The organism is Kocuria marina (genome assembly GCF_000786655.1).
GTDB lineage: Bacteria > Actinomycetota > Actinomycetes > Actinomycetales > Micrococcaceae > Kocuria > Kocuria marina_A.
Genome location: NZ_JROM01000031.1, coordinates 1 through 7,364, shown reverse-complemented (window position 1 = coordinate 7,364; position 7,364 = coordinate 1). Strand labels below are relative to the sequence as shown.

Here is a 7,364-nt window from a genome sequence, read left to right as displayed (position 1 = left end):
CCCGGAGGCAGAGATGACCATGCCTTTGGTCCTGTTCACAGTTCAAGAAGTGGGCGGCCCGAGGCTAGACCGCGCCACGGGGTGACAGAGGCGCCCGTGGTTGATGTTCCAGGCTAGCCGTGGGCTAGATAACTATGGAAGCAAGCTGAGCAATGTGACGATGGGCCGTCTTGGAAGCCATGGGTTGCGAGACGTCTCGTGAAACCTCGGGGCCGGTGGTGTGTGACTGTCGACGGTGAATGGCGGTGTTCTGACAGAGGTATTTGGCGGCCGTGGTGCGGCTGTGGGCTCAGAGGTAGCTGCAGATTTGGGCGGGATCGCACTGGGTGGGGTCGCCTTGGGAGGCGGCCTGGTAGTGCTCGGCCGCGGAGGCCCGCAGGGCGGTGAGCTCAGCGATGTGCTGGTCGAGGTCGGTGAGTTGCTGGGCGAGCTGTGCGGCTACGTGGGCGCAGGGGGCCTGCCCGGCGTCGCGGATCTGCAGGATGTTCCGGATCTCGGCCAGGCTGAGTCCGGCGGCCTTGCTTCGGCGGATGAACTGCAGGCGGGCGAGGGCCTCGGGTGGGTAGTCGCGGTACCCGTTGGGGCCGCGGTGCACCGGGGGCAGCAGCCCGTGCTGTTCGTAGAACCGTAGGGCTTTGGTGGTCATGCCGGCGGCTGCGGCCGCTTCACCGATCCGCACGGTGCGCACCTCGATCCTGGACTGGTCTGTGGCCTTCCACGGTAGAGGAAGGCTCCGGGGGCAGGGCACTGCCTGCCCCTGGAGGGGCCGGTGGTCATCCGGGTTCGGTGCGGGCGCGGTCGGTCTCGACGGCCTGCCAGGTCTTGCGCGCGGCGATGAGCACCGGGTCCCACACCGGGGAGAACGGCGGGGCGTAGGAGAGGTCGATGTTGAGCAGCTCTTCCACCGGGGTCTCGTGCCACAGCGCCACGGAGAGCACGTCGATGCGCTTGGCCGCGCCTTCTTCCCCGACGATCTGGGCGCCGAGCAGCCGTCCGGTGCCGCGTTCGGCGATGAGTTTGGTGCGGATGGGTTTGGCCCCGGGGTAGTAGCCGGCCCGGGTGGTGGAGTCGACCACGGCGGTGACGGGGTCGAAGCCGGCCGCCTGCGCTTCGACCTCGCCGAGGCCGGTGCGTCCGACTTCGATGTCGCAGATCTTGGTCACGGCGGTGCCGAGCACCCCGGGGAAGGTGGCGTAGCCGCCGCCGAGGTTGATCCCGGCGGTGCGGCCCTCCTTGTTCGCGTGGGTACCCAGCGGCAGGGCCACGTGGCGGCGGGAGACGCGGTGGAACTTCTCCACGCAGTCCCCGCCGGCCCACACCCCCTCGATGCCGGTGCGCAGCCGGCGGTCCACCGTGATCGCCCCCGTCTCGCCCAGGGGGATCCCGGCGTCGGCGGCCAGGGTGGTGTTCGGGGTCACCCCCAGGCCGAGGATCACCAGCTCGGTGGGGATGGTGGCCTGATCGGTGACCACGGCGGTGACCTTCCCGGTGTGGGTCTCGAAGCCGGTGACGGTCTCCTCCATCCGCACCTCCATCCCGTACCCTTCCATCGCGGTGGCGATGAGCGCGCCCATGTCCGGGTCCAGGCCCGGCAGTGGGGCCGGGGGGCGTCCGATCACGGTGATGTCCACGCCCCAGGCGGACAGGGCCTCGGCCAGTTCCAGGCCGATGTAGCCGGCCCCGACGACCACCGCCCGGCCCGGCCGGTCCCGCTCCAGCACCGCCCGCAGGGCCAGGCCGTCGTCGAGGGTCTGCACCCCGTGGATACCGGCCGCATCGATCCCGGGCAGTGGCGGGCGGGCCGGGGTGGCCCCGGTGGCGACCATGAGCTGGTCGAAACCCTCCCAGGCCTCCCGGCCGGCGGTCAGGTCGCGCACGAGCACGGCGCGGCGGTGCAGGTCGATCTCCAGGACCTCGTGACCGGTGCGGGCGTCGATGGCGTGGTGGTCGCGGAACTGTTGCGGGGTACGGGCGATCAGCTCCGTGGTGTCGGCGACGTCCTTGCCGATGAAGTACGGGATCCCGCAGGCCGAATACGAGGTGTAGTGGCCCCGCTCGAAGGCCACGATCTCCAACTGGTCCTGGGGCAGCTGGCGGCGGGCGGCGGAGGCCGCGCTCATCCCCGCGGCGTCCCCACCGATGACGATCAACCTCTGGGCCATGACTTCCCCTTCCGTTACAGTGCCTGCTGAGTCGTCAGCTCCCGGCTGTGCTCGATGCTCGAGGCCGACCGATCCTCACGCGGCGCAGCAGGAGAGTTTGGAGACGTCGGTGCGGAAGGACTGGGCGGCGATCTTGAGGCCTTCGGCCATCGTCAGGTACGGGCACCACAGGGTGGAGACCTGATCCACCGTCATGCCCGCGGACAAGATGTAGACCCCGGCCGCGGCAAGCTCCCCGGCGTCCTTGGCCACCGCGGTGATACCCACGATCCGCCCAGTCTCGGCCTCGGCGACGATCTTCACGAACCCGCGGGTGTCACGGTTGACCAGCGCCCTGGGCACGTACTCCAGGGGCAGCACCCGGCATTCACACCGGAGGCCGGCTTCCCGGGCCTGCTGGTCGGTCATGCCCACCGCCGCGATGGCCGGGGAGGTGAAAGTGACCCGCGGCAGGTGGGTGTAGTCGATCTGCTGGCCGGTGTGGTGGAAGGCGTTCTCCACCGCGGTGACCCCGTGGGCCGAGGCCACGTAGACGTACTGGGGGTGCCCGGTCACATCCCCGGCCGCCCACACCTTCGGATTCGAGGTCGCCATCCGGGCGTCGACGAGGATCTCCCCGCGCGCCCCGGTGTCCACCCCGACCGAGCCGAGGCCCAGGTTCTCGGTGACCGGACGGCGCCCGACCGCGACCATGAGCCGGCCCGCCCGCAGGGTGTCCTGCCCGCCCGGGCCCGTGACGGTGGCCACCACCTCCCCGGTGTCCCGGTCGGGCGTCACGGAGGAGACGGTGGCCCGGGGGATCACCCGGATGCCCTCCTCGGCGAACACGCCCCTCAGGGTCCGGGAGACCTCGGGTTCCTCATGGGAGGCCAGCCGGGACCGCACGACCATGGTGACCATCGAGCCCAGGCGGGCGAAGAGTTGAGCCTGCTCCAGGCCCACGTACCCGCCACCGATGATCAGCAGCGATTCCGGCACCTCGTCCAACTCCATGGCCGTGGTCGACGTCAGATACTCCACCTGATCCAGACCCTCGATCTCCGGGACGATCGGGGTGGAGCCGGTGGCCACCAGATAGTGGGCCGCCCGCACCCGGCGGCAGGAACCGTCGGCTCCGGTGACCTCCAGCGCCGGATCCTCGGCGGTGCCGGTGAACACCGCTTCGCCGGTGGCCAGTTCCCAGCCGTAGTCGGCGATCAGATCCAGGTACTTGTCCGAGCGCATTCCCTCCACCAGCGCGTCCTTGCCGACGATTAGCCCGGGCATGTCCACCCCGGCGGCCGACGTGCTCAGACCGGGGAACCGTCCTGTGGCGTCCAGCGCCACGTGGCGGGCCTCGGCGGCGGCCAGCAGCGCCTTCGACGGCACGCACCCGGTGTTCACGCAGGTGCCCCCGACCGTGGCACGCTCGATCATCACCACTGATTTGCCGAGATTGGTGGCCCGGATCGCGGCGGCGAACGCACCACCGCCGGAACCGATGATCGCCAGGTCCACTTCGTGCGTTCCCGTCTCAGGCATGACCGGCCTCCGTAAGTCCGTGATGAAGGCCCCGACGGGCCGTCTGTGTGCGGTGCTGTGCTGTGCCCAGCCTGCACCTTCCCCTGAAGAGGAAGGTCAAGACGTCACCGCGGCAATGTCATGTGCACGACCGTATGTGCCCCAGACCCGGGGGCCCTTTCGAGGAGTCGCTGCCAGAGGCGATTGCCTGGCCGGTGGATCTCAGGAGCTGGTGGCCGGCCCGTGTGCTCAGTGACCGATCAGGAGTGACTCGCGGGCGGCTTCGACCACTTCGGGGGTGACGGTGGCCAACTGGTTGATCGTGAGGATGCGTTGGATCTGGGTGAGGAGGCGGTCGACGAGACGGAAGTTGCCGCCGGTGATCCGGGCGATGGTGGCGATCGCGACCGCCTGGGTGAACTCGTCGTCCTCGCCGGCGAGTCCGTCGGTGTGCCAGCGGCGGTTCAGGACGGCGGTGAGCTCTTCGGGGGTGAGGGGGCGGTATTCGTGGGCGAAGCCCACACGGCTGTAGAGCTGGGGGTAACGGGCCAGGCGTTTGTCGATGCCGGGCATTCCGATGAGGATCACCCCGAGGGTGTGGCGGTCGTAGTAGTCGCGGACCTGTTCCAGGCCGGTGGTCTTGAGCCGGTCGACCTCGTCGATGATGAGCAGCTCGGTGAGCCCGGAGGAACGCGAGTCGGGGTGCACGAACGGGTCGACGCGGCCGTGGTGGTGGTAGTCGATGGCGTAGGAGATCTGTTGGCAGGCCCGCGGGAGGGCTTGGTCGACCTGTCGGGGGCTGGCGGTGACGGTCGGGGTCCACAGCGCGGTGCGGGCCTGCAGGACCTGCTCAGGGATGGGGCCGGGCTCGCGGTCCTCGCCCAGGTCTCTTTGCCACTGCTCCCATTGCGGGGCCCCGGCGTAGTGGCGGGCCGAGAGGGTCTTGCCGACCCCGGGTGGGCCCCAGCACAGGCCGATGTAGCGGTGGGCGCGGACGGTGTCGGCGAACTCGGTGAAACGGCGGTGCTCCCGGGTGGGAAGGAGCAGGGGTGATGCGGGGTCCGGGGGTGGGCCCAAGGCTGCGATTTCCCCGAACGTGCCGGAGAGGAAGCGCCGGCCGTCGTCGTCCTTGCCCAGCAGGCTCCGGGAGGAGTCGGGCTCAGTCGGTGGCATAGGTCCGCAACCGGTGTCGGGGCGCCGGCTCCGCCGGCGGGTCTGCCGTCGGGCCCGGCGCCGGGGCGGGTGGTGGTGCCCAGCGGTCGTCGGCGGTCAGGGCGTCGGCGAGGCTGCGCCGGGCGCGCAGCTGCTGCTTGAGCGCGGCGCGTCGGGCGCCCCGGGCCTGCTGCAGCTGTTGGAGGGTGATGGTCTCAGCGGCCAGTTCGGGGGCGATCGCCCGGCACAGGTAGGTGTCCTGGTGGTAGACGCGCACCTCGCCGGCGTCGCGGGGGTCGTAGCGGATGGTCACGGTCTCACTGACGTAGGCGGCCAGCACCGGGCAGATGTAGCGGGTGCCTTGAAAGCGGATGCCGTCGCGCTGGACGATGCGGGTGGTCGCAGCGGTGAGCAGCAGCAGGTCGAGATCCTCGCCCCGGGCCGGGGTGCGCGGGATCCACCCGGCCCCGATCCAGCGGGCGGCGGGGGCCTGTCCGGTCTCGGAGTGCACCCGGGCGTGGTAGTCCTCGATCAGGTAGCGCTGGACCACTGCGTCGAGCTGCTCCAGGCTCAGGGCAGGTGGTGAGGTGGGGGTGCCGCCGGTGCCGTGCGGGATGTGCCCGGGCAGGTGCGGGAGCACCTCGGTGGTGATCGTGCCGTAGAAGCGTTCGATCTTGCCCCTCCCCTGCGGGACCCCGACGCGGGAGTGGATGAGCCGGATGTGGGTGTCCAGGCAGACCCGGTCCAGCCGGGTGCTGGTGAAGTCGGCCCCGTGGTCGCTGTAGAGCACCTCGGGCAACCCCTGGACCGGCCACCGCGGGTCGGGCTTGGCTCGCACGGCCTGGTGCAGGGCCAGGGCGGTCTGCTCGGCATTCGGGGCGCCGGTGAAGACGGTGTAGCCGGCGACCGCGCGGGAGTAGTCGTCGAGGATCACGCTCAGCCACGGCCGCACCGGGCGCCCCCGGTTGTCGAGGATCGCCACGTCGAGCAGGGTGTGGTCGGCCTGCCACTGCTCATTGGGCCTCACCGCCGACCGGCGGTGCACCAGCTCGTATCGGTCCCGGTAGGCGGTGTCTCCCTCCAGGGCCAGGGTGCGCAGCCCGGGGTCGATCGCGGCGATCACGCTGCGCACGCTCGAGTAGCTCGGGGGTGCCCAGCCGCGCTCCGGGGCCAGATCGCACACCCGGCGGTGGATGAACCTGGTCGTCGGCGCCGGGCGGCGCAGCGCCAGGGCCTCGATCACCGCGATCAGCTCCGCAGGCAGCCGGCGTTGGCCGCGGTCGCTGCGGGCCTTGCGCTGCAAGCCGGCCGCGGAGGAGTCCGCCCGGTATTCGGCGGCCCAGCGCTGCAGGGTGCGGACCGAGACCTGGGCGTGGGCGGCGAGCCGGGTCAGCGGCACCCCCTCGTCGAGGTGCTGGCGCAACAATGCCGCTCTCTCCTGCGGACCCAGCTGCACCACCACCATCACCCCACCTGGGTCAGTCCGCCGGACCGGGCTCGGGCTCGGCGGCGGTGACCGGTCCGGCCGTCACCGGCTCCGGGGACCGCGGCGGGAGGTGACGGTAGAGACTGGTGCGCGTGATCCCGGTCTTGGCCACGATCTCCGCCATCGTGTGCCCGCTCTCGCGCAGATGCGCCGCGTAGGCCAGCTTGTCCGGATCCACCACCGTAGGCCGCCCGATCCGCCGGCCCTTCGCCGCGGCCACCGACCGGGCATGAGCAGCCCGCTCGAGGGTGTAGGTGCGCTCCATCTGCCCGAACAACGCCAGCAGCACCACCGCCAACTGCGCCATCGGATCACTCGGATTGGTGGAGTCCACCTTGATCGGGTCCGCCAGGTTGCGCACCCCCACCCCCCGCTCGGCGAGGTCATGGATCAGGTTCAAGGTGTCGCGCACCGTGCGCCCGAGCCGGTCCAGGGTGTGCACCACGATCACATCACCCTCCCGGGCGTAGGCCAGCGCCGCGGTCAGCCCGGGACGCTCCGTGGTGGCCCCGGACTTCTTGTCCACATAGATCCGCTCGGCGGCGATCCCGACCTGCCGGAGGGCATCGATCTGCCGGTCGAGGTCCTGTTTGGCCGTCGAGACCCGCGCGTAGCCCAATTCCATGCGCCCAGCGTACCGGAAGTCGGTTCCGTACGACCTAAATGGTTCAGCACTTTTGGTCCAAGTTCTGGTACAGGAATCGCCGATCGTGCACATCGGGCAAGGATCCCCACGCGGGCCGTCCCACTACCAAGGAAGTGGGACAGTCGCCCGAGAGCGATCAACACGTCGATCACCTCGAGCTCGGCCGGCCCGACGACTCCGATCGGGACGCAAGACCTCGATGCCGCCATTTAGCTCCGTCAGAACACCGCCACTTATCGATGCGGTTCACAGTCGTTCCTCTCGATAAGTAGCGGTGGTGTCCGGTGAGGGTTCCCCTTACGGGCATGCGATCTGGGCTGACGCCTGTGACCGAGTGTTTAGTGCGCGCTGTATAGTTCAGTCCATGCTGACTATTGCTTCGCGTCTCGACGTGATGAACCGCCTGGGTCGTGCACTG

At 70.1% G+C, this 7,364-nt stretch carries 6 protein-coding genes; all 6 read right to left on the bottom strand.

Features of this window, described 5'->3' with window-relative positions; genetic code table 11:
- Nucleotides 1–289: 289 nt before the first annotated feature.
- Entirely contained in the window at nt 290–679 is a 390-nt protein-coding gene (locus AS25_RS08505; protein WP_029603659.1) for a heavy metal-responsive transcriptional regulator, read from the bottom strand.
- 94 nt (nt 680–773) lie between these two features.
- A complete protein-coding gene (locus tag AS25_RS08500; RefSeq protein WP_035964296.1) occupies nt 774–2,162 on the bottom strand; it encodes an FAD-dependent oxidoreductase in 1,389 nt (462 codons plus the stop codon).
- A 75-nt stretch (nt 2,163–2,237) separates the two neighbouring features.
- Nucleotides 2,238–3,683 (bottom strand): mercury(II) reductase, encoded by a 1,446-nt coding sequence (gene merA, locus AS25_RS08495; protein ID WP_035964295.1) that lies wholly within the window; start codon nt 3,681–3,683, stop codon nt 2,238–2,240.
- A 228-nt stretch (nt 3,684–3,911) separates the two neighbouring features.
- Nucleotides 3,912–4,835 carry an AAA family ATPase gene (locus tag AS25_RS08490; protein WP_084118099.1) on the bottom strand — a complete coding sequence of 308 codons (924 nt, stop codon included), beginning with the start codon at nt 4,833–4,835 and terminating at the stop codon, nt 3,912–3,914.
- Nucleotides 4,822–6,279 (bottom strand): TnsB C-terminal domain-containing protein, encoded by a 1,458-nt coding sequence (locus tag AS25_RS08485; RefSeq protein WP_052160840.1) that lies wholly within the window; start codon nt 6,277–6,279, stop codon nt 4,822–4,824. The genes AS25_RS08490 and AS25_RS08485 overlap by 14 nt, the downstream gene beginning before the upstream one ends.
- 13 nt (nt 6,280–6,292) lie before the next feature.
- Nucleotides 6,293–6,925, bottom strand: a complete 633-nt coding sequence (locus AS25_RS08480; RefSeq protein ID WP_016998066.1) for a recombinase family protein — start codon at nt 6,923–6,925, stop codon at nt 6,293–6,295.
- Between the last annotated feature and the right edge of the window lie 439 nt (nt 6,926–7,364).